This window comes from Agromyces aurantiacus (assembly GCF_016907355.1).
In the GTDB taxonomy this organism is placed as follows: Bacteria; Actinomycetota; Actinomycetes; order Actinomycetales; family Microbacteriaceae; genus Agromyces; species Agromyces aurantiacus.
The window spans coordinates 1,734,832-1,757,402 of sequence record NZ_JAFBBW010000001.1; the positions used below are offsets into that span (position 1 = coordinate 1,734,832).

Here is a 22,571-nt window from a genome sequence, read left to right on the forward strand (position 1 = left end):
TCGAAAGAGTGCCGGTCCATGCCTGCTTCCACCGGAACGATCGAGCTCTCGATCGTCATGCCCTGCCTCAACGAGGCCGAGACGCTCGCGACGTGCATCGACAAGGCGAACGGCTACCTGGCCCGCAGCGGGGTCGCCGGCGAAGTGATCGTCGCCGACAACGGCTCGACCGACGGGTCGCAGGACATCGCGCGGGCACATGGTGCGCGGGTCGTCGACGTCGAGGCCAAGGGCTACGGCAACGCACTGATGGGCGGCATCGAGGCGGCGCGCGGCGACTACGTGATCATGGGCGACGCCGACGACAGCTACGACTTCTCGCGGCTCGACGCGTTCGTCGAGCGGCTCCGCGCGGGCGACCAGCTCGTCATGGGCAACCGCTTCAAGGGAGGCATCGCCGAGGGTGCGATGCCGCCGCTGCACAAGTACCTCGGCAATCCCGTGCTCTCCTGGATCGGCCGGGTCCTCTTCCGATCGCCCATCGGCGACTTCCACTGCGGACTGCGCGGGTTCGACCGCCGTTCGATCCTCGACCTGCACCTCCAGACCACGGGCATGGAGTTCGCGAGCGAGGTCGTCGTGAAGTCGACGCTCGGGGGGCTGCGCGTCTCCGAGGTGCCCACGACGCTCGACAAGGACGGCCGGAGCCGCCCGCCGCACCTGCGAAGCTGGCGCGACGGATGGCGTCACCTCCGCTTCCTGCTCATCTTCAGTCCGCGCTGGCTCTTCCTCATCCCCGGCGCGGTCGCCTTCTTCCTCGGCCTGATCGGCACGCTCGCGATCACCTTCGGCCCGGTCGTGTTCGGACGGGTCGGGTTCGAGCTCTCGAGCCAGATCTACCTCGCCGCGCTCACGGTCGTCGGCTACCAATCGGTCCTCTTCGCCATCCTCACGAAGATCTACGCCCAGCACGAGGGGTTCCGCATACCGAGGTCGAGGAACTTCGATCGCCTCGAACGCCGCATCAGCCTCGAGAGCGGCGCGCTCGTCGGCCTCGCGCTCTTCCTCGTCGGTCTCGTCATCGCCATCTGGCAGTTCTCGGCCTGGGCGGCCTCCGGGTTCGGCGCGTTCGACCACGAGGGGGCGGCCCGCACCGCCGTGCTCGCCGCGCTGTTCATGATGCTCGGTTCGCAGACGATCATGGCCGGCATGTTCCTCGGCGTCCTGAAGGTCGGGCTGCGCAAGGAATGAGCGCACGATCGGATGGCGCCGGCCGCCGCGGCACGCCACGGGTGTCGGTCGCGCTCGGCACCCACAACGGCGCGCGCTTCCTCGGCGAGCAGCTCGGCAGCATCCTCGCGCAGACCCACCCGGTCCGCGAGATCGTGCTGAGCGACGACGCGTCGACCGACGAGACGGTCGCCCTCGCCGAACGGGCCGTCGACGCGCACCGCGCCGCGGGCGGCGACGTCGAGCTGCGGGTGCTCCGCAACCGTCCCGCGCTCGGCGTGACCGCGAACTTCGAGCAGGCCCTGCGTGCATCGACCGGCGACCTCGTCGCGCTCGCCGACCAGGACGACGTGTGGCGTCCCGATCGCGTGGCGCGCGCGGTCGAGGCGTTCCGGTCGCGCCCCGAGGTGCAGCTCGTGGCCTCCGACGCCGTCCTGGTCGACGCCGAGGGGGAGGACCTCGGCTCGACGCTCTTCGCGACCCTCGGCGTCGACGACGCCCTCCGCCGCCGCATCGACGGGCCGGGCGCGTTCGACGAGCTGCTTCGGCGCAACCTGCTGACGGGCGCGACGATGATGGTGCGCCGCGAGCTCGTCGACCGCGCCGAGCCGTTCCCCGCGAGCTGGGTGCACGACGAGTGGCTCGCGGTGGTCGCCTCGGTCACCGGCGGGATCGCGGTGCTGCCCGATCGCCTCATCGGGTACCGCCAGCACGGCGCGAACCAGATCGGGGTGACCGAGCTCGGCTGGTCCGGGCGTCTCGCGAAGCTGCGCGAACCTCGCGGCGTCCGCAACGCCAGGCTGCTCGCGAGGGCGGGCGACCTCGCCGCGCGCCTGCCCGCGATCGCCCCCGACCCGTCCGTCGCCGAGCGCCTCGACGGCAAGCTCGATCACGAGCGCGTGCGTTCCGGCCTTCCGCGCGCGCGGCTGCGCCGGGCGGCGCCGGTCCTCCGGGAGTGGCGCACGGGTCGGTACCGCAGCTACGGCCTCGGCGCGCAGGACGTGCTGCGCGACCTCGTGCAGCCGTCCTGAGGCGCTACGCCGGCAGGGGTGCCCGCGAGAGCGCGTCGCGCCAGCTCATGTCGCGTGCCGCCTTGACGGTGCACACGACGAGCAGCAGCCACCCGCCCTCGAGGAGCGCGAAGCTCTCGGCGAAGCTCGTGACGGCGAGTGCGACGAGGCACAGGGCGGGCCAGAGGTAGACGACGCTGCGCCGGCTCGAGGCGAGCAGCCACGAGCGCACGAGCGCGACGCCGACGAGCCCGATGAACAGCAGTGCGCCGATGACGCCGGCCTGGAAGTACACGTCGATGTACGCGCTCAACGCCGACGACAGGTCGCGCCCGACCGCGGCCTCGACCCAGACGTACGGGGCGGTCCCCGGCCAGCGGCCGACCCAGCCCCAGCCCTGCAGCGGGTTCGCGGCGAGGTAGCGCGACACCTCGCGCCAGACGTCGAGGCGCACCCCGAACTCGGCCCGGGCGTCGAGGAGCTCGATGATCCTGATCCGGGTGAGCCAGCCGACGACGATCACGGCGACGCTCGCGACGAGCAGCGCGAGCTGCCACCGCCACCGCGTCTCTGCCGGCACCCGCCGCAGCCCGTAGAGCGCCGCCAGTGCGACGAGCGTCGCGCCGAGCGCGATCCACGTGGTCGGCGAGCCGGCCAGCGCGATGCAGAGCACCGCCAGCGCCACGGAAGCGATGGCGCGCCCGCGGAGGACGCTCCGCGTGCGCCACTCGACGATGAAGGTGATCAGGCCGAGCAGCGCGATGAAGCCCAGGAGGTTCCGGGATCCGAAGATGCCCTGGATCGGGCCGAACGAGGCGATGTCGCCCTGGATGCCGAGGAAGGCGATGGGCAGGTCGAGCAGCACGCCCGAGAGGATCTCGAGGCCGATCGAGACCGCGAGCAGCACCCGGAGCACGTCCCCGAACGCGCGCACGATCTGGATGGTGTCGCGCATGAGGGCGATGTACACGCCGAGCACGCCGAAGGCGACGAGGTAGCCGACGCCGAGCACGGTCAGGCCGGGCGTGTCGGTCCAGAGCACGGAGGCCGCGCACCATCCGACGAACACGAGGATGGTCAGCGGCAGGATCCCGTACCACTCGACCGCGCGCCACCGCGCGACGAGCGAGAACCCGCAGAGCACGAGCAGCGTCAGGACGGCGGCGATGAGCCCGGGCCAGCCGATGAGCGCCCGGACGGCGTGCGTCGAGAAGGCGAGGCCGACCGAGATGAGCGTGAGCGACTGGGCGAGTCGCGCGGATCCGGCGAACTCGCGCAGCGCGCTCCTCACCGAGGTGCCCCCGGCCGGATGAAGCGGCTCGGCAGGCGCGTCGGCGTGAGCGCGGGCAGCGGCTCGGGCGCCCACTGCCGCTGCTTGGTGCCCCACGCGATCGCGACGAGCAGGAACCAGCCCGACTCGATCAGGATCCGGCTCTCGGCGAGCGACTGCCCGATGAGCGCGACCAGCACGAGCAGGGGGATGAGCGAGGCGGCCGTGTACGCCACCGGCGTCCCGCGCTGGTCCATCGGCCGATCGATCGCGAGGAACCACGAGCGCCAGAGCGCGCCGATCACCATCGACGCGAACGCGGCGAGCCCGAGGATGCCGAGCTGGAGCCAGACGTCGAGCCACGCGTTGTGCGCCTGGAGGTACTCGACGCCCTTGCGGACCGCGAGCCCGTCGTACGGCTCGACCCAGGGCGCCCAGTAGCTCACCCATCCCCAGCCGAGCCAGGGCCGTTGGGCGGCGAGGTCGGTCACGGCCTGCCAGATGTCGAGCCGGCCGGTGAGGTCGTCGCTCTTGCCGAGCAGCGCGAGCAGGCTGTTCCAGCCGAATGCGAGCAGTGCCGCGGATGCCGCCAGCGCCGCGATCGCGGTGAGGTAGACGACGCGGCGCCGCTCGGGGCCGACGCGCCGCGCCCACATGGCGAAGCCGAACGCGGCGAGCACGGCGACCCCCACGAGTGCCACGGTGGCGGACCGGGTGAGCGCGAGGACCACGCCCGCGACGACGAGCCATCCGATGCCCTGCGCCCGTCGCATGCCGCCGCTGGCCAGCAGCGCGGCGAAGAGGATCGCGGCGAGCAGCGCCGCCATAGCGAGCAGGTTGCGGTTCCCGACGATGCCCTCGATCGGGCCGCCGTCGAAGAGGAGCCCGCGCGACCAGAAGAACGCCGCCGGCACCTTCTCGTCGCCGTAGTCCACGAAGTTCGGCAGCACCGGTTCCCGCACGACGAGCGCGACCCAGAGCTCGAAGACGAGCGAGAGCGCGAGGAGCCACTTCAGCGCTCCGGTGACGGAACGCAGGAACCCGTGCCAGCCGAGGGAGAGCGCGAGCGAGACGGCGACGAAGGTCGTGACCAGGGTCAGCAGCACCGCGAGGGCCGTCGTGCCCGGGTAGTTCGACCAGACCGTGGAGAGCGCGGCGACGCCGAGGAACCAGATCGTCGACTTCGGCACGCGCCGCCACGCGAGCGCGGGCCGTGCGGCGAGCCAGATCCAGACGGCCGCCAGCACGGCGAGTGCGGCGACGGCGCCCCAGCCCCACCATCCGAGGAGGTTGCGCCAGAACTGCCCCGCGAAGGCGGTGAAGACGATGAACGTCGCGAGGGCGCCCTCCAGTGCGGGGCGCCGTCCGATGCTCATGCGCACAAGGGTATCGCTCGCGGGGCCCGATCCCGGCGGCACCGGTTCGGCCCGCGCGCAGGGCGGGCCGCCGGCCGTCAGACGAACGCCGCCCGGCCGGTGATCGCCCGGCCCACGATCAGCGTGTTCATCTCGCGCGTGCCCTCGTAGGAGTACAGCGCCTCGGCGTCGGCGAAGAAGCGGGCGACCTCGTAGTCGAGCACGATGCCGTTGCCCCCGCACGCCTCGCGCGCCCATGCGACGGTCTCGCGCATCGCGGTGGTGGCGTACGCCTTGGCGAGCGCGGAGTGCTCGTCGCGCAGCTCGCCGCGCCCCTGCATCTCGGAGACGCGCGCGACCATGCCGAGCGACGCGGTGATGTTGCCCAGGCACTTCACGAGGAGGTCCTGGACGAGCTGGTGCGAGGCGATCGGCTTGCCGAACTGCTCGCGCTGCGTCGCGTACCGGACGGCCGCCTCGTAGGCGCCGATGGCGGTGCCGACGGCGCTCCAGGCGACCTCGGCGCGCGTCTGGCGGAGCACCGCGGCGGTCGCACGGAACGAGTCGGCGTGCTGCAGTCGGAGCGACTCCGGCACGGCCACGTCGGTGAGGGTGATGTCGGCGTTCTGCACCATCCGCAGGCTGATCTTGCCCTCGATCTTCGTGGCGGCGTAGCCCCGGGTCGAGGTCGGCACGATGAACCCCTTGACCTGGCCGTCGGCCTCGTCCTTGGCCCAGACGATCGTGACGTCGGAGAAGGTCGCGTTGCCGATCCAGCGCTTGCGGCCGTTGAGGATCCAGGTGTCGCCCTCGCGGCGCGCGGTCGTGCGCAGCCCGCGCGCGGAGTCGGAGCCCGAGAGCGGCTCGGTGAGCCCGAACGCCCCGATGACCTCGCCAGAGGCCATCCGCGGGAGCCACTCCCGTCGCTGCTCGGCCGAGCCGGCTGTGGCGATCGATCCCATCGCGAGTCCGTTCTGGACCCCCACGAAGGTGCCGACCGAGGCGTCGACGCGCGCGAGCTCGAGGGCGACGAACCCGCGGAAGACCGGGGAGTTCTCGAACGGCGCCGTCTCGTCCCAGGCGTACGAGAGCACGCCGAGCTCGGCCAGCGGCCGGACGACCTGCATGGGGAACTCGGCACGCTCCCAGTAGCCGTTGACGATGGGCCGGACCTCGCGCTCGAGCCAATCGCGAAGCGCCGCGAGCGCGTCCCGCTCGGGCTCGGTCAGCAGGGACGCGTACGAGTAGAAGTCGCTGGCGAGCGGCTCGAAGGGCATGTCGGCTCCTCTGTCGTCGAAGGTCGCCCCGAGCGTAGGCACGACCCCGGCCGTGACCGCAGCCGTTGGTAGTCTGCCGCCAAACCCCGAAAGGACACTGCCCCGCATGTTTGTCGCGATCCGCAATGCACCTCGAGACTATGCGTGGGGTTCCCACACCGCGATCGCCGAGTTCCGCGGCGTGCCGGCCAGCGGGGCGCCCGAGGCCGAGCTGTGGCTCGGCGCGCACGCCGGGTCGCCCGCGCAGGTGGTCGAGCCGGAGCGCGCCGGTGCCGCCGACCTCGCCGAACTGATCGCGGCGAACCCCGCGCTCGTGCTGAGTGCCGGGCAGGCGCGCGAGGGCGCCCGGCTGCCGTTCCTCCTCAAGGTGCTCGCCGCCGCCCGGCCCCTCTCGCTCCAGGCGCACCCGACGCCCGAGCAGGCGCGCGCCGGCTTCGCCCGCGAAGAGGCCGAGGGCGTGCCGATCGACGCGTTCGACCGCAACTACAAGGACCCCTACGCGAAGCCCGAGCTCATCGTCGCGGTGAGCGAGCGGTTCGAGGCGCTCTCCGGGTTCCGCCCGCTCGACGAGGTCCGCGGGGTGCTGGCGACGCTGCGGGCGGCGGATGCCGCGTCCGACGAGCCGCAGCCCGGTGCGATCGACCTGCTCGCCGCGCGCCTCGAGGGCCCCGACCCGCTCCGCGAGAGCGTCGCGTGGCTCCTCCAGGACGGTCGCGGGGGCGACACGGGCGAGGCCGCATGGCTGGTCGAGCGCGTGACCGCGCTCGCGGGGTCGGAGCTCGCGCTGACCTCTCCGTACGCGGCGTCGTTCCGCACGGTCGCCGAGCTCGCGGCGGAGTACCCGGGGGATCCGGGGATCGTCATCTCGCTGCTGCTGAACCGCGTGACGCTCCGGCGCGGCGAGGCGCTCTTCCTCGACGCGGGCAACGTGCACGCCTACCTGTCGGGCCTCGGCATCGAGCTCATGGCCGCGAGCGACAACGTGCTGCGCGGCGGCCTGACGCCCAAGCACATCGACATCCCCGAGCTGCTCGAGGTGCTCGACTTCACGCCGATCGCGCCGCCGCGACTGCCGGCCGTGCAGGTCTCGCCCGGCGTGGTCGAGTACCGCCCGAGCGTGCCCGACTTCACGCTCTTCCGGGTCGAGACCGCGACCGACGGGGCGTCGCTCGCGATCTCGGGGCCTGCGATCCTGCTCGCGGAGGCCGGTCCGGTCGAGGTGACGGGTCGCTCGGGATCGACCCGGATCGAACGCGGCGACGCCGTCTTCGTCACGCCCGACGAGCAGCGCCTCGCGATCCGAGGCGAGGGCGTCGCGTGGGTCGCGACGACGCCGGCTCAGCCGGCCTGACGCATCCCGAACACCCGGCGGTACTGCGTCGGGGTGGTCTGCAGCACCTTGACGAAGTGGTGGCGCATGACCGCGGCGGCGCCGAAGCCGGTCTCGCGCGCGATCTCCTCGAGCGTCAGGTCGGTCTCCTCGAGCAGCTGCTGGGCGCGCAGCAGCCGCTGGCGGTTGAGCCACGCGTTGGGCGTCGTACCGGTCTCGGCGCGGAACTTGCGTGCGAACGTGCGCGGCGACATGAGCGCCTTGCGCGCGAGCCGGTCGACCGTCAGGTCCTCGTCGAGGTGCTCGAGCATCCAGTCGAGCACCTCGGCGAACGAGTCGCTGCGGCACTCGACGACGGGCGTCTGGATGAACTGCGACTGGCCGCCGTCGCGCTGCGGGGGGACGACCATGCGGCGGGCGACGATGTTCGCGGCACCCGCGCCGAGCTCGGTGCGCACGATGTGCAGTGCGGCATCGATGCCGGCCGCCGTGCCGGCTCCGGTGACGACCTTGCCGTCCTGCACGAAGAGCACGTCGGGGTCGACGTCGGTGTCGGGGAACATCTCGGCCATGCGGTCGGTGTACATCCAGTGCGTGGTGGCACGGCGGCCGTCGAGCACGCCCGCGCGGCCCAGGGTGAAGGCCCCCGAGCAGACGCTCAGCACCCAGGCGCCCCGGTCGACGGCCTCGCGGATGACGCGGAGCACCTCGGGGTGGGCGGGCTCGTCGATGAGCGAGGCGGGCACGGCGACGAGGTCGGCGGTCTCGGCGGCCGCGAGGCCCTCGTGCACGACGATGTCGAAGCCGAGCTTGGTCGGGATGGCGCCCGGCTCGGCCGCCACGACGTGGAAGTCGAACGTCGGCCCGCCGTGCTCGGCGCGGTCGATGCCGAAGACCTCGCAGATGACGCCGAACTCGAACGGCGCCATCTGCGGCACGGCGATGCAGGCGATGGTCTGGAGCATCGAGGCCTCCCGGGTTGCGGCGACACGCTGGCAGGAATGTGTCGATCCATGGCTAGTCTGCCACTATCGGCAGGATATCGCAAGGAGGAGAATTCCTGCCATGGACACCATCGTGCTGCTGATCATCGCCGGCCTGGCCGTGTGGGGCGTCGTCGCGACGCTGCTCCGGCTCGACACCGACGGCTACGGCCGTCCCGAGATCCGCGACCGCAATCGCCACGTCGAGCGGATGCCGCTGCGCCGGGCCTGACCGCGTCATCCGACGGGCCCGACCCGTGCCCGCCCGCTAGCATCGTCCCGACGCCGGACGCACCGGCGGCGGAAGGCGGAGCATGAGCTGGCTGGTCACCGGGGGAGCCGGATACATCGGGTCCCACGTCGTGCGGGCGTTCCGCGCGCAGGGCATCGACACCGTCGTCGTCGACGACCTCTCGTCGGGCCGGCGGGCGTTCGTGCCCGAGGGCGTCCCCTTCGTGGAGGGCTCGATCCTCGACGGCTCGCTGCTCGAACGGGCCATGGCCGAGCACGACGTGGTCGGCGTGGTGCACCTGGCCGGCTTCAAGTACGCGGGCGTCTCGGTGCAGCGGCCCCTGCACACCTACCAGCAGAACGTGACCGGCACCGCGACGCTGCTCGGCGCGATGGAGGCGACGCGCGTGGACCGCATCGTCTTCTCCTCGAGCGCGGCGGTCTACGGCACGCCCGACGTCGACCTCGTCACCGAGGACACGCCCAAGCACCCCGAGTCGCCCTACGGCGAGTCGAAGCTCATCGGCGAATGGCTGCTCGCCGACCAGGGCCGCGCGACCGGCCTGCGGCACACGTCGCTGCGCTACTTCAACGTGGTCGGCTCCGGCACCGACGAGGTGTTCGACCCGAGTCCCCACAACCTGTTCCCGCTCGTGTTCGACGCGCTCCTGGCCGGGCGCACACCGCGCATCAACGGCGTCGACTACCCGACGCCCGACGGCACGTGCGTCCGCGACTACATCCACGTCGCCGACCTCGCCGACGCGCACGTCGCGGCGGCCCGGCGCCTCGATGCGGCGGAGCCGCTCGAGGCCGTGTACAACCTGGGCTCGGGCGACGGCGTCTCCGTCGGCGAGATCATGCGCGAGGTGGCCGAGGTCACGGGCATCGACTTCCGGCCCGAGCACGGTCCCCGGCGCGAGGGCGATCCGGCCCGCATCGTCGCGTCGGGCGAGCTCGCGGCGCGCGACCTCGACTGGCGCATGCGCCACAGCCTGTCCGAGATGGTCGCCAGCGCCTGGGCCGCCCGCCGCGCGGCATCCGGCGACTGAGCGTCACGAGTGGGACACGCCGCCAGCGTGTCGCGCGCGCGCCGAAGCCTCGACGGCGTATTGAGGGTTTACGATTCGCGACTTGACTTCCACCGAATTACACCGATGTAATTGGTCAAGACACACCCCTCGGGGATGTCGGTACAACTGGGTGGGAGACGATATGGGCAAGCCTGAATATCGTTCTGGGGTACCTGAGGATTGGTTCGTCGACCCCGTGAGGCTCGGCGTACCGGGGGTTCGCGGGGTCGCAGACGACGACAACCAACTGGCGTGGCAGAGCGATGCGCTCTGCGCGCAGACCGATCCCGAGGCGTTCTTCCCCGAGAAGGGCGGATCGACGCGCGATGCCAAGCGCATCTGCACGGGGTGCGAGGTTCGCGCCGAGTGCCTCGAGTACGCGCTCTCGAACGACGAGCGCTTCGGCATCTGGGGCGGTCTCTCCGAGCGTGAGCGCCGCAAGCTCCGCCGCCAGGCGGGCTGAGCACGGCGCGTCCGCGTTCGCGGCGGGCGCGATTCGAGGCACGCCCGGCCGGTGACGGATGCGGCGCGCGACGCCGCCTATGCTGGCCCCGATGTTCCCTGGAGTCACCGCCGTCCTCGTCGTTCAGCACGGCGGCGACCGTCTCGCGGCCACGCTGACGGCACTGCGCGAGCAGCGCCGTCCGGCGGACGCGCTGGCGGTCGTGCTCATGCGCAGCGACGAGGCCACCCGTGCGCTCGTCGAGGCCGCGCAACCCGACCACGTCGTGCGTCTCGAATCGGTGCGGCCCTTCGGCGAGGCGGTCCTCGCCGTGGAGTCGGCGCTGCCGGCGCCCGCCTCCGACGACGAGTCCATCTGGTTGCTCACCGAGGACAGCGCGCCGGAGCCGGGCGCGCTGGAGGCGCTCGCCGCGACGCTGACCACGGCGCCCTCGGCCGGCGTGGTCGCGCCGAAGCTCGTCGCCTGGGACGATCCATCCCGGATCCTCCGCTTCGGGCGATCCGTCACGCGCTCGGGTCGCAGCCTCCCGGTCGTCGAGGACGAACTCGACCAGGGCCAGCACGACGACCTCTCCGATGTGATGGGGGCCGACCCCGTCGGGATGCTCGTGCGCCGGACCCTGTGGCGACGCCTCGGCGGCCTCGACCCGGCGCTCCCGGTGCTCGACGACGGGCTCGACCTCGGCATGCGGGCCCGGCTCGCGGGCTACCGTGTCGTCGCCGTGCCCGCCGCGCGCGTGAGGTACGCCGACGGCGGCGTCGCGGGCCAGGGATCGCTGCCGGGCGGTCGTGCAGCGCGTCGCCGCGCGCGCGAGGCCCGGGCGGCGCGCCTGCACCGCCGGCTCGTGAGCGCTCCCGCACCGCTCGTGCCCCTCCACTGGGTCGCCTTCCTCCCGCTCGCCGTCGTGCGCTCGATCCGGCACCTGCTCGTGAAGACGCCCGGCCTGATCCCCGGCGAGTTCCGCGCCGCGGTCGAGGTGATGGCCACGCCCGGCCGCGTGGTCCGGTCCCGTCGCCGCGTCGCCGAGGCGCGCTCCGCGCGATGGTCCTCGCTCGCGCCACTGCGCATCCGCGGCGACGAGGTCCGCCTCCGACGGCAGCAGGCGGCCGAGGCGCGCCGCCAGCGAGCAAGCGGCCGGGCCGAGGAGCTCAGGTTCCTGCAGACCGGCGGCGGATGGGTGCTGCTCGCCGGCGTCGCGGCCTCCGTGGCGGTGTTCGCTCCACTCGCCGCGTCCGGAGGGATCGCGGGCGGCGGCCTGCTCCCGCTCTCGGACGAGGTGGCATCGCTCTGGCGGAACGCCGCCGCGGGCTGGCGCGACGTCGCCGGCGGCTTCGAGGGTGCGGCCGACCCGTTCGCCGGTGTGCTCGCCGTGCTCGGCAGCCTCTCGTTCTGGAACCCCTCCGCGGCGTTGCTCGGACTCTGGCTCGTCGCCATCCCGCTCGCCGCGCTCGGCGGGTGGTTCGCGGCGGCGCGGCTGACCGAGCGGGCCTCGCTCCGGGTGCTGGGCGGCATCGCGTGGGCTGCCGCTCCGCCGCTGCTCGAGGCGCTCGCGGCCGGGCGGCCCGGCCCCGTGCTCGCGCACCTCCTCCTGCCGTGGCTCGTCGTCCTGATGTTCGCGGCCGCGACCTCGTGGGCCGCGGCCGCAGGCGCGTCGCTCGTGTTCGCGGTCGTCGTGGCGTGCGCCCCGAGCCTCGCCCCCGCGCTCCTCGCCGGCTGGGTGCTCGCACTCGCGGTGAGCGGGCGTGCCGCCGTCCGCCTGGCGGGCGTCCCGCTCCCGGCGCTCGCGCTCTTCCTGCCCCTCGTCGTCCAGCAGTGGGGGCGCGGCACACCGCTCGCGCTCCTCGCCGACCCGGGACTCCCGCAGTGGTCGGCGGCGCCCTCGCCCGTGCAGGCCGCACTCGGCCAGGCGTCGGACGCGTGGGGACGGTGGGACGACATGCTCGGCGGCGCGATCGGCGAGATCGTGCCCGTCCCGCTGCTGCTCGCGATCCTGCTCGCGCCGCTCCTGGTCACGGCGCTGACCGTCGTCGCGGCGCCGCGGTTCCGCTCGGGCCTCGCCGCCCTCGGGCTCGCCGCGCTCGGCTACGCGACCGCGGTGCTCGTGAGCGGGCTCTCCCTCTCCGTCGCCGGCGACCGCGCCGTGCCGGTGTGGGCCGGCGCCGGGCTCAGCCTGATGTGGCTGGGCATCACGGGCGCGGCCGTGCTCGCGCTCGACGGTCTCCGCCGCGGCGCCGCCGCCGTCGCTGCGGCGATCGCGGTGCTCCTCCTCGCCGCCGTGGCCCCGTCGGTCCTCCTGATCGCCGTCGGGCGCACGCCGGTCGGGCCTGCGGCCGAGCGCACGCTCCCCGCCTTCGTCGAGGCCGAGGCGGCCACCGACCCACGGGTCGGGACGCTCCGCCTCGACCCGACGGCGGGCGGCGGCCTCCGCGCCACGATCGAGCGCGGCACCGGCGCGACCCTCGACATCCAGTCCACGCTCGCCGCGACCCGGCCGGAGCTCACGTCGACGACCGACGAGATCGCCGATCTCGCCGGCAACCTCGCGTCCCGCAGCGGATACGACGCCACCGAGGCGGTGGAACGGTTCGGCCTGTCCTTCGTGCTCGTCGGGCCGGCCCCCGAGGACGCGCGCGCGGCCGCGATCGAGCAGCGGGCGGTCGCCGCGCTCGACGGCAACGCCCAGGTCGTGCCGGTGGGCGACACCGGCTTCGGTCCGCTCTGGCGCTTCGTCGACGCCCGCCCGGACGCGCCGGGTGCGCAGATCCCGCCGGCCGGCCCGGTGGCGGGCTGGATCGTCGCCGGCCAGCTGGTCGTCCTCGGCTCGGCCCTGCTGCTCTCCATCCCGACCGGCGGCGGACGCGAACCCGACCGGCGCCCGCCGTCGGAGCGCCGCCGGCGTCGTCGCCGGCCGGCGGCGGCGCCGGCCGCGGCGGGCGATCCGGCCGCCACGAGCGCGACGGACGATGCCGACGAGGCGGCCGAGGCGGCCGAGGCGGCCCAGGCGGCCCAGGCGGACGCCGCGGCCGAGCCGGTCCCCGTTCCCGCGGGACGCGGCCCGCGAACCGACGCCGAGTCGAACGGAGGTGATCGCGATGCGCGTGAAGCGTGAGGTCCTCGTGGGGATCGGCCGCGCCGCGGCCGTCCTCGTCGCGGCGGCGGCTGCGGCAGGGCTCCTCGCCGCCGCCGTCGTCGTCCCTCGTCCCGGTGCCGCCACCGAGGTGCCCTCGACCATCGTCCAGCCGGCGGAGAGCCGGCAGCTCCGCGTGTGCCCCGGCCCGTTGCTCGAGCTCGCGGAGGACGCCGCGTCCGCCACCGCCGCGACTTCGTTCGGCCCGCCGACCGTCGCGATCGCCGCCGAACCCGCCGACGCGGTGGTCGAGCAGGCACCCGTCGCCGCGCCCGACAACAGCGCCGCCGACTCCGACGGCGGCCCGGTCTCGATCGCCGCGGAGCCGGGAGCCGTCGACGCGGGGATGCTCGCGGGTGCCCAGTCGCAGGAGGCCGACGCCGCGTCGGTGCGCGGACTGGCCGTCGCCGCGTGCGCCGAGCCGGCCGCGGAGTCCTGGCTCGTCGCGGGTGCGACCGACGTCGGCCGGTCGGGACTCGTGCTGCTCGCGAACCCCGGAAGCGTCCCGTCGACGGTGGACGTGCGGGTCATCGGCGAGTCCGGACCGGTCGACGCGCCGGGCGGGATCGGCGTTGTCGTGCCGCCCGGCACGCAGCGCGCCGTCTCGCTCGCGGGCCTGGCCCCGAACGTGCGCTCGACGGTGGTCCACGTGACGAGCACCGGCAGCCCCATCGCCGCCGCACTGCAGCACTCGGTGGTGCTGGGCCTCGAGCCCGCGGGTGTCGAGCTGTCCACGCCGGTCGCGCCGCCGGCCGTGGCCCAGGTGATCCCGGGCCTGGTCATCGCGGATCGACGCGGAATCGCCCCCCAGGAGGATCACGCCGAGGGCGACGACCATCCCGCGGTCCGCCTGCTGGCCACCGAATCCGCCACGCCCGTCGCGATCGAGCTCCGCGACGCGAGCGGCACGATCGTGTCGCGGATCGAGGCCGAGCTCGAGGCGGGTCGCGCCGTCGACATCCCCCTCGGCACCCTCGACCCGGGCGCGTACACCGCGCTCGTCACCGCGGACTCGCCCGTGGTCGCCGCCGCTCGTGCAACGGTGCTCGGCGAGGGCGACGACCCCGTCGTGGCCGACCTCGCGTGGACGGCCGCGAGTGCGCCGCTCCTCGACGGCGCGGCGCTCGCCGTGCCGCCCGGCCCCCAGCCGGTGCTGCACCTCGCGAATGCGGGCGACGTCGACGCGGTCGCGACCGTGGCCGTCGACGGCGATGCCCGGGAGGTCGCGGTGCCGGCCGGCGGAGCGGCATCCCTCGACCTCCGATCCGACGCGCGGGTGGTGCTCACCGGGGTCGAGGGGCTGTACGGATCGGTCTCCTTCAGCGGCGACGCCGAGCTCTCGTCGATGCCGATCTCGCCGCCCGGGCCGCTCGACGCGCCCGTGCGGGTCTACCCGCAGTGAGGCGGGGCCCTCAGAAGTGCCGGTAGCGGCCGGGCGCCAGCTCCCAGGGGTCGCGGCCGAGGAAGTCGGCGACGGCGCGGAACACGCAGCTCTCGATCAGGAGCTTCTCATCCTTCTCCTCGCCCTCCTGCGTGCGGAGGAAGCGCACGATGGGCAGGCGGAAGAACACGATGCGGCGCTCGTCGTGATCGACCTTCCAGCGGTCGACGTGGTCGTCGTGGATCGCCTCGGCGGGCGCGTCGACGACCTGGAAGGTCACGTGCTCGAGCTCGGGCCACAGCCCGCGGAGGTACGCGGCGGTCGAGGCGACCGTCATGTCGAACTCCTCGATGCGCGTGCGCAGGGGCTCGAGGTGCGGCCCGGTCACGGGCGAGCGCATGCCCCGACCGTGGCGATCCCGGGCGAGGCGCCGGGGTGAGGCGGGCGTCGCGGCGACACGGCGGGAACGGCGCATGACCTCCACTGTAGCGGGGCGGCGGATCGCTAGTCTGGGGTGGCCATGAGACGTTGTTCGCGCACCGCATGCACCGCTGAGGCGGTCGCGACCCTCACGTACGACTACGCCGACTCGCTGGCCGTCCTCGGTCCGCTCTCGTACGCACGCGAGCCGCATTCGTACGACCTCTGCGCCCGCCACGCCGAGCGCACGAGCGCTCCGAGAGGCTGGCAGATCATTCGGCACGTGACCCTCGGTGAAGTAGGCTTCAGCGCATGAATCCCCCCCTCCTTCCCGGCGCTCGCGCGCGCCTCGAGACCATCGTGAAGGCCTACGACGTCCGCGGCATCGTGGGCGAGGGCCTGACCGACGAGGTCGTCGAGGCGCTGGGTGCGGCGTTCGCCGACGAGGTGGATGCCGCGGGCGGTCGCATCGTCGTCGGCCACGACATGCGGGATTCCTCGCCGCGCTTCGCCGAGGCGTTCGCGCGCGGCGTCACGGCGCGCGGCGCCGACGTCGTGGCGATCGGGCTCTGCTCGACCGACGAGAGCTACTTCGCGTCGGGCTCGCTGCACGCCCCGGCGGCGATGTTCACGGCCAGCCACAACCCGGCCGCGTACAACGGCATCAAGTTCTCGCGCGCCGGAGCGCAGGGCATCTCGCTCGACACGGGGCTCGCCGCCATCCGCGACCGGGCCGGGGACTACCTCGACGCGGGCGGGGTCACGGGCGTCGGGCAGCCCGGATCGGTCGGGCGCGTCGACGTGCTCGCCGACTACGCCCGCCACCTCCGCTCGCTCGTCGACCTCGGCGGCATCCGGCCGCTCAAGATCGTCGTCGACGCGGGCAACGGGATGGGCGGGCTCACCGTGCCGGCCGTGCTGGGCGAGGCCGCCGGGCTGCCCGCGCTGCCGCTCGAGATCGTGCCGATGTACTTCGAGCTCGACGGCACCTTCCCCAACCACGAGGCCAACCCGCTCGACCCGGCGAACCTCGTCGACCTCCAGCGCGCGGTGCTCGAGCACGGCGCCGACCTCGGCCTCGCGTTCGACGGGGACGCCGACCGCTGCTTCGTCGTCGACGAGCGCGGTGCGGCGGTGGATCCGTCGGCCGTCGCCGCGATCGTGGCGCTGCGCGAGATCGCGCGCGTGCGAGCGCTCGGCGAGCAGGAGCCGACCGTGATCCACAACCTGATCACCTCGCGCTTCGTGCCCGAGACGATCGAGGCGGCCGGCGCGGTCGCCGTGCGCACGCGCGTCGGGCACTCGCTGATCAAGGACCGGATGGCCGAGACCGGTGCCGTCTTCGGCGGCGAGCACTCCGCCCACTACTACTTCCGCGACTTCTGGGGCGCCGACAACGGCATGCTCGCGGCGATGCACGTCCTCGCCGAGTTCGGCGCCCAGGCGGCGCCGCTCTCGCAGCTCGCCGCGCGCTTCACGCCCTACTCGCTCTCGGGCGAGGTGAACTCGACCGTCGAGGACGTCCCGGCCGCGTACACCCGGATCGTCGAGGCCTTCACGGGTCGGGCCGAGTTCGACGAGCTCGACGGGCTCACGGCCACCGGGCTCACGTCGGGCGACGAGCCGTTCTGGTGGTTCAACGTGCGCCCGTCGAACACCGAGCCGCTGCTGCGCCTGAACGTCGAGGGCGAGGATGCCGCGACGATGGCGGCGATCCGCGACGAGGTGCTCGCGCTCATCCGCGCGTAGTGCCGCGGGGGCGGGTGCGAGAATGGAGCCCATGACCCTCGCCACCTCGACCGCGACATCCGCTCTGCCCTTCAAGGTCGCCGACCTCTCGCTCGCCGAGGCCGGGCGCCACCAGCTCCGCCTCGCCGAGAACGAGATGCCGGGCCTGATGGCGCTGCGCGCCGAGTTCGGCGAGTCCAAGCCGCTCGTGGGCGCCCGCATCGCCGGGAGCCTGCACATGACGGTGCAGACCGCGGTGCTCATCGAGACGCTCGTGGCGCTCGGCGCGCAGGTGCGCTGGGCGAGCTGCAACATCTTCTCGACGCAGGACGAGGCGGCCGCGGCGGTCGTCGTCGGGCCCGACGGCACGGTCGACGAGCCGAGCGGGGTGCCCGTGTTCGCGTGGAAGGGCGAGACGCTCGAGGAGTACTGGTGGTGCACCGACCGGATCTTCGACTGGTCGGCCGAGGCCGAGGCGGCGGGGGCCGACTGGATCGGGCCGAACCTGATCCTCGACGACGGCGGCGACGCCACGCTGCTCGTCCACCGCGGCCGCGAGTTCGAGGCCGCGGGCGCCGTGCCGCCGGCGACGGATGACGCGTCGGCCGAGTACCGCGTCGTGCTCGACACGCTCCGCCGGTCGCTCGAGCGCTCGACCGACCGGTGGACCCGGATCGCCGCCGACCTCACGGGCGTCACCGAGGAGACGACGACGGGCGTGCACCGCCTGTACGAGCTGCACGCCGCGGGCGAGCTGCTCTTCCCGGCGATCAACGTCAACGACTCGGTCACGAAGTCGAAGTTCGACAACAAGTACGGCATCCGTCACTCGCTGCCCGACGGCCTCAACCGCGCCACCGACGTGCTGATCGGCGGCAAGGTCGCGTTCGTCGCGGGCTACGGCGACGTCGGCAAGGGCGCGGCCGAGGCGCTGCGCGGCCAGGGCGCACGCGTCATCGTCTCCGAGATCGACCCGATCAACGCGCTCCAGGCGGCCATGGACGGCTACCAGGTCTCGCGCCTCGAGTCGGTCATCGGCGAGATCGACCTCCTCGTCACGGGAACCGGCAACAAGGACGTCGTGCGCGTCGAGCATCTGCTCGGGCTCAAGCACCTCGCGATCGTCGCGAACGTCGGCCACTTCGACAACGAGATCGACATGGCCGGGCTCGAGTCGCTCGAGGGCGCCGAGCGCGTCGAGATCAAGCCGCAGGTGCACGAGTGGCGCCTGCCGAACGGCCGCAGCGTGCTCGTGCTCTCCGAGGGGCGCCTGATGAACCTCGGCAACGCCACCGGGCATCCCTCGTTCGTGATGTCGAACTCGTTCACCAACCAGGTGCTCGCGCAGCTCGAGCTGTGGACCCGGCCCGACGCCTACCCCGTCGGCGTCTACGTGCTGCCCAAGCACCTCGACGAGAAGGTCGCGCGCCTGCACCTCGACGCGCTCGGCGTCGAGCTGACCGAGCTCACGCCCGAGCAGGCGGCCTACATCGGCGTGCCGGTCGAGGGACCGTACAAGGTCGACCACTACCGGTACTGAGCCGGGACGAGCGGATGCCGCGGCGGTCGCGCCGCGCGGCATCCGCCCTATCGATCGGGGAACCCGTTCGGCCGTGCGTCGAGGACCGGCTCGAGCGCGCGCATCCGCCGCTCCTGCAACGCGAGCGAGGTGAGGTCGCGGTCGCGTCGCATCGCCGCGACGCCCGCGAGCAGCAGCTCGGGGTCGCCCGCGGGCACGGGTGAGACGTAGGGCGCCACCTCGGCGACGAGACGCTCGGCGACGCGGCGCCGGCTCGCTGGCGCGAGGTGCGGGGCGTTGCGGAAGAACGCCGCCACCCGCCGTGCGACGGGATCGGGCAGGCGCCCGACGTCGGCGATCGTCGCCCAGGCGGCGAGCGGCGCGGGCACGCCGAACGTCTGCGGCGCGTATCGCGGCACGCGCTCGACCTGCGCGTGCGTGCCCGCGAGCAGGTCGCCGAGGCGCTTGGAGTCGGGGTTGAGGAAGCCCACGAGCACCGCGAGGCCGCCGAAGGTCATCCAGATCTCCAGCACGCCGGTGAGCGCGCGGATGAACGCGTGGCGGACGCCGATCGCGCCGCCGTCGTCGCGCACCACCCGGAGGCCCATCGCGAGCTTGCCGAGGGAGCGCCCACGCGACGCGGTCTCGACCGCGGTCGGCAGCACCACGATGCATCCGACGACGAGCGAGATGCCCACGGCGCGCAGCGCGGCCTCGTCGAGGTCGAGTCCGGCGACGGCGAGGAACACGCCGACGCCGAGCACCACCGTCGCGGCGACGTCGATCGCCGCGCCGCCCGCGCGCATGACGGCGCTCGCGGGCCGGATGTCGAGCGCGACGGCCTCACCGGTGACCAGGGACTCGTCGTCGACACGGCCGGCGGGCGGGGCGGAGGCGGACGCGTCGGCCATGGCTAGTATTCAAGCAGATGGACCTCGACGCCCTCGCGACCGCCCGACACGATGACTGGGAGCGCCTCGACGCGCTCGCGCGCGCCCCGCGCCTCGACGGCGCCGCGGCCGACGAGCTCATCGAGCGGTACCAGGCCGGCGCCTCCGACCTCTCGCTCGTGCAGGCGACGGCCGGCTCGACGGCGCTCGGCGACCGCCTCTCGGTCTCGCTCGCGCGCGCCCGGCTGCGCTTCACGGGTGCCCCCGAGAACCCGCTGCGCCGGCTCGGGCACTTCGCGCTGGTCGGCTTTCCGGCGGCGCTGTACCGGGTGCGGTGGCTGACCCTCGCCGTCGCGGTCGCCACGTTCGCGGTCGCCGCGCTGTACGCGCTCTGGGTCGCCGGCGATCCGCGCGTGCTCGCGAACCTCGGATCCGAGGAGGAGCTGCGGGCCCTCGCCGAACAGGGGTTCGTCGAGTACTACTCCGAGAACCCGGCCGCCTCGTTCGCGGGGTCGGTGTGGACCAACAACGCGTGGATCGCCGCGCAGTGCGTCGCGTTCGGCATCACCGGGGTGTGGGTGCCGTACGTGGTGCTGCAGAACGCCCAGAACCTCGGCGTGACGGCCGCGATCATGTTCGCCTACGACGAGGCCGACACCTTCTTCCTCTACATCGCCCCGCACGGCCTGCTCGAGCTCACGTGCGTGTTCGTCGCGGCGGCCGCAGGGCTGCGCATCTTCTGGGCGTGGGTCGCCCCGGGGCCGCGCACCCGGGGCGCGGCGCTCGCCGAGGATGCGCGGGCGCTGTTCTCGGTGGCGATCGGGCTGGTGTTCTTCCTGCTCGTCGCGGGCCTCATCGAGGGATTCGTGACGCCCGCGCCGTGGCCGTGGCCGGTCAAGATCGGCATCGGGGCGCTCGCGCTCGCGTGGCTACTCGTCTGGATGCTCGTGCTCGGCCGCCGCGCGGCGCGTGCGGGGGAGACCGGCGACCTCGCGCAGTTCGACACGGGCGCCCGGCGGGTGGCCGCCGGATGACGACGGCAGCGGATGCCCGCGAGGGCACCCGCCGCCGATGATCGCGACGAGGACGCGTCAGGCCGCGACCTCGACCTCCGGGTTCGCGGCGCCCACGATGCGCGCGGGGCGCTCGAAGACCGCGCGGTAGACGAGGGCCGCGATGGCGGCGCCGGCGATCGGCGCGACGATCGAGCCCCACAGCTGGCCGAGCGCCTCGCCGCCGCCGAAGACCGCGGTCGCGATCGAACGGGCGGGGTTGAACGACGCGTTCGAGACGGGGATCGCCACGAGCGCGATCGCGGTCAGCGTGAGCCCGATCGCGAGCGGGGCGAAGCCGGCGGCAGCGCGAGCCGAGGTGACGCCGAGGATCACGAAGACGAACACGGCCGTCGCGATCGTCTCGACGAGCAGGAACGAGCCGAGCCCGAAGCCGGCGGGGGAGAGGGCGTCCCATCCGGTCGAGACCGAGCGGAACGCGAGCGCCTCGAAGAGCGGACCGCCCGAGAGGATGCCGAGCAGCGCGGCCGCGGCGAGCACGCCGCCGACGACCTGCGCGCCCACGTAGCCGGGCAGCTCGCGCCAGGCGAAGCGGCCCGCGACCGCCAGGCCGACGCTCACGGCCGGGTTGAAGTGGCCGCCTGAGATCGCGCCGAACGCGTAGGCGCTCACGAGCACCGAGAGGCCGAGCGCGAGCGCGACGCCGAGGAATCCGACGTTGAGGTTGCCCTCCCCGCCGCCGAATCCGGCGGAGTAGAGCGCGGTGCCGATGACGCCGAAGACGAGGATGAACGTGCCGATGAGCTCGGCGAGGAGCTTCTGCAGGGTGCTGGGCGTGGACGCGGGCGCGTCGGACATGGATGTTCCTTTCGAATGTGGAGGACGGCGCCACGCCCCCCTGACGGGCGCCGGTCCGACCATATCGACGCCGCGGTCGGCACGCCCACTTCCCGAGGAACCTTCGCGTCATGCGGCGTCCGCGGGGAGCACGCGGGTCAGAGCTGCCCGGCCGCCTTGAGCTCGAGGTAGCGGTCGGCGACCGCCGGCGGCAGCTCGAGGGGGCTCGCGCTGACCGTCGAGGCCCCGAGATGCCGGATGGCGGCCGCCACCCGATCGGCGTCGAGCCGCGACCGCTCCGCGGCCGCGGCCGCGTAGACCTCGGCGAGGTCGCCCCGCCGCGCGACCGCGTCGGCGAGCGACGGGTCGGCGACGGACGCGACGACCACGCGGTGCCGCGCGGTCAGCTGCGGCAGCACCGAGAGCAGCCCGCGTGCGCTGCCGGGCGAGTCCGCCGCGGTGAGGAGCACGATGAGCGCGCGCCGGCTCGTGACGCCGCGCACCTGGGCCGGCAGGGCGGCCCAGTCGGCCTCGATGAGCTCGGCCTCGATGCCCGCCATCGCGTCGACCATGCGAGCGAGCAGGTCGGGCCCGCTCGCGCCGTGCACGCGGCCGCGCAGGCGCCGATCCCAGGCGAGGAAGTCGACCCGGTCGCCTGCGTGCGAGGCGAGCGCGGCGAGCAGCAGCGCCGTCTCGAATGACGTGTCGAGCCGCGGCTCGTCGCCGACCCGAGCGGCGGCGGTGCGCGAGGTGTCGACGACGATCACGATCCGCCGGTCGCGCTCGGGCCGCCAGGTGCGCACCATGAGGCGCGTCGAGCCGTACGACTCGGGATCGGCGCGGCGCGCGGTCGCCCGCCAGTCGATCGAGCGCACGTCGTCGCCGCGCACGTACTCGCGCAGCGAGTCGAACTCGGTGCCCTGCCCGCGGATCAGGATCGGCGTGCGCCCGTCGAGCTCGCGCAGCCGCGTGAGCCGTGCGGGCAGGTGCGCACGCGAGTGGAACGGCGGCAGCACGCGCAGCCGCCCCGGTGCCGCGAGGGTGGCCTGCCGCGCCCAGAGCCCGAGCGGTCCGAACGAGCGCACGGTCACGGCCTCGGTGCGGCGGTCGCCGCGCCGGGTCGGCGTGAGCCGCAGCGCGAAGCGGCGCCCCTCGCCGGGCGGCACGTCGACCGCCGTGCGATTGGGGCCGTGCACGCCCGACGACGGCACCCACCCGTCGCGCACGACGGCGCGGAGCCGTCGCGGGCCGAGGTTGCGCACGACGAGCTCGGAGGTCGCCGTCTCGCCGAGCCGCAGCCGGGCGGGCAGCTCGCGGTCGAGCGCGAGCCGGCGCGGCGACGCCGCGAACGCCAGGTCGACGGCGCCCAGCGCGATCGCGAGCGCGAGCCATCCGCCCATCACCGCCCACGCCGTGCCCGCGTCGGCGCCGAGCAGCACGACGGGCACGACGCCGAGGGCGAGGAGGAGCGTGAACCGGCCGGTGAGCGTCATC

Annotated in this window: 20 protein-coding genes; 12 read left to right on the plus strand and 8 right to left on the minus strand. The window is 73.8% G+C overall.

Annotated features, from left to right (window positions below; genetic code table 11):
* Window positions 1-18: 18 nt before the first annotated feature.
* Both JOD46_RS08220 and JOD46_RS08225 read left to right on the plus strand, forming a co-directional pair.
* A complete protein-coding gene (locus JOD46_RS08220; protein ID WP_204393254.1) occupies window positions 19-1,191 on the plus strand; it encodes a DPM/DPG synthase family glycosyltransferase in 1,173 nt (390 codons plus the stop codon).
* Window positions 1,188-2,201 carry a glycosyltransferase family 2 protein gene (locus JOD46_RS08225; protein WP_204393256.1) on the plus strand — a complete coding sequence of 338 codons (1,014 nt, stop codon included), beginning with the start codon at window positions 1,188-1,190 and terminating at the stop codon, window positions 2,199-2,201. Before JOD46_RS08220 ends, JOD46_RS08225 begins: the two co-directional genes overlap by 4 nt.
* A 4-nt stretch (window positions 2,202-2,205) precedes the next feature.
* Here JOD46_RS08225 and JOD46_RS08230 read toward each other — a convergent pair whose 3' ends face one another.
* From JOD46_RS08230 to JOD46_RS08240, 3 genes are all read right to left on the minus strand, one after another.
* Complete coding sequence (locus JOD46_RS08230) at window positions 2,206-3,471, minus strand: O-antigen ligase family protein (RefSeq protein WP_307834963.1); 1,266 nt, start codon at window positions 3,469-3,471, stop codon at window positions 2,206-2,208.
* The gene (locus JOD46_RS08235) at window positions 3,468-4,826 is read right to left on the minus strand and encodes an O-antigen ligase family protein (protein WP_204393258.1); all 1,359 of its coding nucleotides are present in this window, start codon (window positions 4,824-4,826) and stop codon (window positions 3,468-3,470) included. Before JOD46_RS08235 ends, JOD46_RS08230 begins: the two co-directional genes overlap by 4 nt.
* Before the next feature lie 77 nt (window positions 4,827-4,903).
* Complete coding sequence (locus JOD46_RS08240) at window positions 4,904-6,082, minus strand: acyl-CoA dehydrogenase family protein (RefSeq protein ID WP_204393260.1); 1,179 nt, start codon at window positions 6,080-6,082, stop codon at window positions 4,904-4,906.
* Window positions 6,083-6,188: 106 nt separating this feature from the next.
* On the opposite strand from JOD46_RS08240, the gene manA reads away from it, so the two are divergent.
* On the plus strand, window positions 6,189-7,433 hold the full coding sequence (gene manA, locus JOD46_RS08245; protein ID WP_204393262.1) for a mannose-6-phosphate isomerase, class I: 1,245 nt from the start codon (window positions 6,189-6,191) through the stop codon (window positions 7,431-7,433).
* On the opposite strand, the gene JOD46_RS08250 is transcribed toward manA, so the two are convergent.
* Window positions 7,421-8,377 carry a GlxA family transcriptional regulator gene (locus JOD46_RS08250; RefSeq protein WP_204393264.1) on the minus strand — a complete coding sequence of 319 codons (957 nt, stop codon included), beginning with the start codon at window positions 8,375-8,377 and terminating at the stop codon, window positions 7,421-7,423. The two genes, manA and JOD46_RS08250, sit on opposite strands and share 13 nt — an antisense overlap.
* Before the next feature lie 100 nt (window positions 8,378-8,477).
* On the opposite strand from JOD46_RS08250, the gene JOD46_RS08255 reads away from it, so the two are divergent.
* From JOD46_RS08255 to JOD46_RS08275, 5 genes are all read left to right on the plus strand, one after another.
* The gene (locus JOD46_RS08255; protein ID WP_204393266.1) at window positions 8,478-8,627 is read left to right on the plus strand and encodes a hypothetical protein; all 150 of its coding nucleotides are present in this window, start codon (window positions 8,478-8,480) and stop codon (window positions 8,625-8,627) included.
* 82 nt (window positions 8,628-8,709) lie between these two features.
* Entirely contained in the window at window positions 8,710-9,678 is a 969-nt protein-coding gene (gene galE, locus JOD46_RS08260) for a UDP-glucose 4-epimerase GalE (RefSeq protein WP_204393268.1), read from the plus strand.
* A gap of 163 nt (window positions 9,679-9,841) precedes the next feature.
* Window positions 9,842-10,162, plus strand: coding sequence for a WhiB family transcriptional regulator (locus tag JOD46_RS08265; protein WP_204393270.1), 321 nt, complete (start codon window positions 9,842-9,844; stop codon window positions 10,160-10,162).
* 91 nt (window positions 10,163-10,253) lie between these two features.
* Window positions 10,254-13,271 (plus strand): glycosyltransferase, encoded by a 3,018-nt coding sequence (locus JOD46_RS08270; protein WP_204393272.1) that lies wholly within the window; start codon window positions 10,254-10,256, stop codon window positions 13,269-13,271.
* On the plus strand, window positions 13,255-14,691 hold the full coding sequence (locus tag JOD46_RS08275; RefSeq protein ID WP_204393274.1) for a DUF5719 family protein: 1,437 nt from the start codon (window positions 13,255-13,257) through the stop codon (window positions 14,689-14,691). Before JOD46_RS08270 ends, JOD46_RS08275 begins: the two co-directional genes overlap by 17 nt.
* A 10-nt stretch (window positions 14,692-14,701) precedes the next feature.
* On the opposite strand, the gene JOD46_RS08280 is transcribed toward JOD46_RS08275, so the two are convergent.
* The gene (locus JOD46_RS08280; RefSeq protein ID WP_239562649.1) at window positions 14,702-15,070 is read right to left on the minus strand and encodes a metallopeptidase family protein; all 369 of its coding nucleotides are present in this window, start codon (window positions 15,068-15,070) and stop codon (window positions 14,702-14,704) included.
* A gap of 120 nt (window positions 15,071-15,190) precedes the next feature.
* On the opposite strand from JOD46_RS08280, the gene JOD46_RS08285 reads away from it, so the two are divergent.
* Genes JOD46_RS08285 through ahcY form a run of 3 tightly spaced genes read left to right on the plus strand, consistent with a single transcriptional unit; the run spans window position 15,191 to window position 18,358 of the window.
* A complete protein-coding gene (locus JOD46_RS08285) occupies window positions 15,191-15,406 on the plus strand; it encodes a DUF3499 family protein (protein WP_239562651.1) in 216 nt (71 codons plus the stop codon).
* A complete protein-coding gene (locus JOD46_RS08290; RefSeq protein ID WP_204393280.1) occupies window positions 15,403-16,839 on the plus strand; it encodes a phosphomannomutase/phosphoglucomutase in 1,437 nt (478 codons plus the stop codon). Before JOD46_RS08285 ends, JOD46_RS08290 begins: the two co-directional genes overlap by 4 nt.
* A 31-nt stretch (window positions 16,840-16,870) precedes the next feature.
* Window positions 16,871-18,358, plus strand: coding sequence for an adenosylhomocysteinase (ahcY, locus tag JOD46_RS08295; protein ID WP_204393281.1), 1,488 nt, complete (start codon window positions 16,871-16,873; stop codon window positions 18,356-18,358).
* Window positions 18,359-18,405: 47 nt separating this feature from the next.
* On the opposite strand, the gene JOD46_RS08300 is transcribed toward ahcY, so the two are convergent.
* A complete protein-coding gene (locus JOD46_RS08300) occupies window positions 18,406-19,248 on the minus strand; it encodes an RDD family protein (RefSeq protein ID WP_204393283.1) in 843 nt (280 codons plus the stop codon).
* A gap of 17 nt (window positions 19,249-19,265) precedes the next feature.
* On the opposite strand from JOD46_RS08300, the gene JOD46_RS08305 reads away from it, so the two are divergent.
* Entirely contained in the window at window positions 19,266-20,261 is a 996-nt protein-coding gene (locus JOD46_RS08305) for a stage II sporulation protein M (protein WP_204393285.1), read from the plus strand.
* A gap of 57 nt (window positions 20,262-20,318) precedes the next feature.
* Here the strand turns inward: JOD46_RS08305 and JOD46_RS08310 are convergent, their stop codons facing one another.
* A complete protein-coding gene (locus tag JOD46_RS08310; protein WP_204393287.1) occupies window positions 20,319-21,098 on the minus strand; it encodes an aquaporin in 780 nt (259 codons plus the stop codon).
* 137 nt (window positions 21,099-21,235) lie between these two features.
* Window positions 21,236-22,570 (minus strand): DUF58 domain-containing protein, encoded by a 1,335-nt coding sequence (locus tag JOD46_RS08315; protein WP_204393289.1) that lies wholly within the window; start codon window positions 22,568-22,570, stop codon window positions 21,236-21,238.
* Window position 22,571 lies beyond the last annotated feature (1 nt).

Bases quoted from the DNA above. Each gene is read 5' to 3' on its own strand.
- JOD46_RS08220 (WP_204393254.1), top strand. From the start codon at position 19: ATGCCTGCTTCCACCGGAACGATCGAGCTCTCGATCGTCATGCCCTGC.
- JOD46_RS08225 (WP_204393256.1), top strand. From the start codon at position 1,188: ATGAGCGCACGATCGGATGGCGCCGGCCGCCGCGGCACGCCACGGGTG.
- JOD46_RS08235 (WP_204393258.1), bottom strand. From the start codon at position 4,826: ATGAGCATCGGACGGCGCCCCGCACTGGAGGGCGCCCTCGCGACGTTC.
- JOD46_RS08240 (WP_204393260.1), bottom strand. From the start codon at position 6,082: ATGCCCTTCGAGCCGCTCGCCAGCGACTTCTACTCGTACGCGTCCCTG.
- manA (WP_204393262.1), top strand. From the start codon at position 6,189: ATGTTTGTCGCGATCCGCAATGCACCTCGAGACTATGCGTGGGGTTCC.
- JOD46_RS08250 (WP_204393264.1), bottom strand. From the start codon at position 8,377: ATGCTCCAGACCATCGCCTGCATCGCCGTGCCGCAGATGGCGCCGTTC.
- JOD46_RS08255 (WP_204393266.1), top strand. From the start codon at position 8,478: ATGGACACCATCGTGCTGCTGATCATCGCCGGCCTGGCCGTGTGGGGC.
- galE (WP_204393268.1), top strand. From the start codon at position 8,710: ATGAGCTGGCTGGTCACCGGGGGAGCCGGATACATCGGGTCCCACGTC.
- JOD46_RS08265 (WP_204393270.1), top strand. From the start codon at position 9,842: ATGGGCAAGCCTGAATATCGTTCTGGGGTACCTGAGGATTGGTTCGTC.
- JOD46_RS08270 (WP_204393272.1), top strand. From the start codon at position 10,254: ATGTTCCCTGGAGTCACCGCCGTCCTCGTCGTTCAGCACGGCGGCGAC.
- JOD46_RS08275 (WP_204393274.1), top strand. From the start codon at position 13,255: ATGCGCGTGAAGCGTGAGGTCCTCGTGGGGATCGGCCGCGCCGCGGCC.
- JOD46_RS08280 (WP_239562649.1), bottom strand. From the start codon at position 15,070: ATGCGCTCGCCCGTGACCGGGCCGCACCTCGAGCCCCTGCGCACGCGC.
- JOD46_RS08285 (WP_239562651.1), top strand. From the start codon at position 15,191: ATGAGACGTTGTTCGCGCACCGCATGCACCGCTGAGGCGGTCGCGACC.
- JOD46_RS08290 (WP_204393280.1), top strand. From the start codon at position 15,403: ATGAATCCCCCCCTCCTTCCCGGCGCTCGCGCGCGCCTCGAGACCATC.
- ahcY (WP_204393281.1), top strand. From the start codon at position 16,871: ATGACCCTCGCCACCTCGACCGCGACATCCGCTCTGCCCTTCAAGGTC.
- JOD46_RS08300 (WP_204393283.1), bottom strand. From the start codon at position 19,248: ATGGCCGACGCGTCCGCCTCCGCCCCGCCCGCCGGCCGTGTCGACGAC.
- JOD46_RS08305 (WP_204393285.1), top strand. From the start codon at position 19,266: ATGGACCTCGACGCCCTCGCGACCGCCCGACACGATGACTGGGAGCGC.
- JOD46_RS08310 (WP_204393287.1), bottom strand. From the start codon at position 21,098: ATGTCCGACGCGCCCGCGTCCACGCCCAGCACCCTGCAGAAGCTCCTC.
- JOD46_RS08315 (WP_204393289.1), bottom strand. From the start codon at position 22,570: ATGACGCTCACCGGCCGGTTCACGCTCCTCCTCGCCCTCGGCGTCGTG.